This window comes from Streptomyces sp. SID3212, from assembly GCF_009865405.1.
Classification (GTDB): Bacteria; Actinomycetota; Actinomycetes; order Streptomycetales; family Streptomycetaceae; genus Streptomyces.
This window is the reverse complement of sequence record NZ_WWJY01000607.1, coordinates 1-510: the sequence shown is the minus strand read 5'-3', so window position 1 is coordinate 510 and position 510 is coordinate 1. Positions and strand designations below refer to the sequence as shown.

Here is a 510-nt window from a genome sequence, read left to right as displayed (position 1 = left end):
GCCCTGCACACGCTGCGCCGCGCCGTGATGCGCGGCGAGGCCGTCCAGCGCGTCGGTGACACGCTCGCGGCGCGCGGCCTGCTGATACCGCCGGCCGAAGCGAGGCCGTACGCGCGATGGGGCCTGATCCAGGGGGTTCTGAGCGTCATCGGGGTGCCGTTCTCGTTTGTCGCGGCGGGGGTGCTGACGGTGAACTCCGAGCCCGGCGAGGGCTTCCCCCTGGCCCTCTTCACCCTGCCGCCGCTGATGATCGTGAGCGCCTTCGTGGGGCTGATCTGCGCGGGCCGGGCCAGGAGCCGGCTGACCGGCGCGGGCCAGTCCGCCCTCAAGGACTTCGCGCTCCGGGATCCCTCCTCCACGGACCCGGCCCGGCTGGTCGCCACCGGCGGACTGCGGGCCCTGCCGGACGAGGAGTTGCGGCGGCAGCTGGGGACGGCCGCGCGGGTCAGGCCGGAGGACGGCCTCCTGCCGGCCGCCGTCGTGACCGGGACGGCCGCGACCTGGTGCGCG

At 75.9% G+C, this 510-nt stretch carries 1 protein-coding gene; it reads left to right on the top strand.

Annotated elements, in window-relative coordinates; genetic code table 11:
• On the top strand, positions 1–510 hold a 510-nt coding region (locus GT042_RS18030; RefSeq protein WP_161309737.1), incomplete at both ends, for a TIGR04222 domain-containing membrane protein.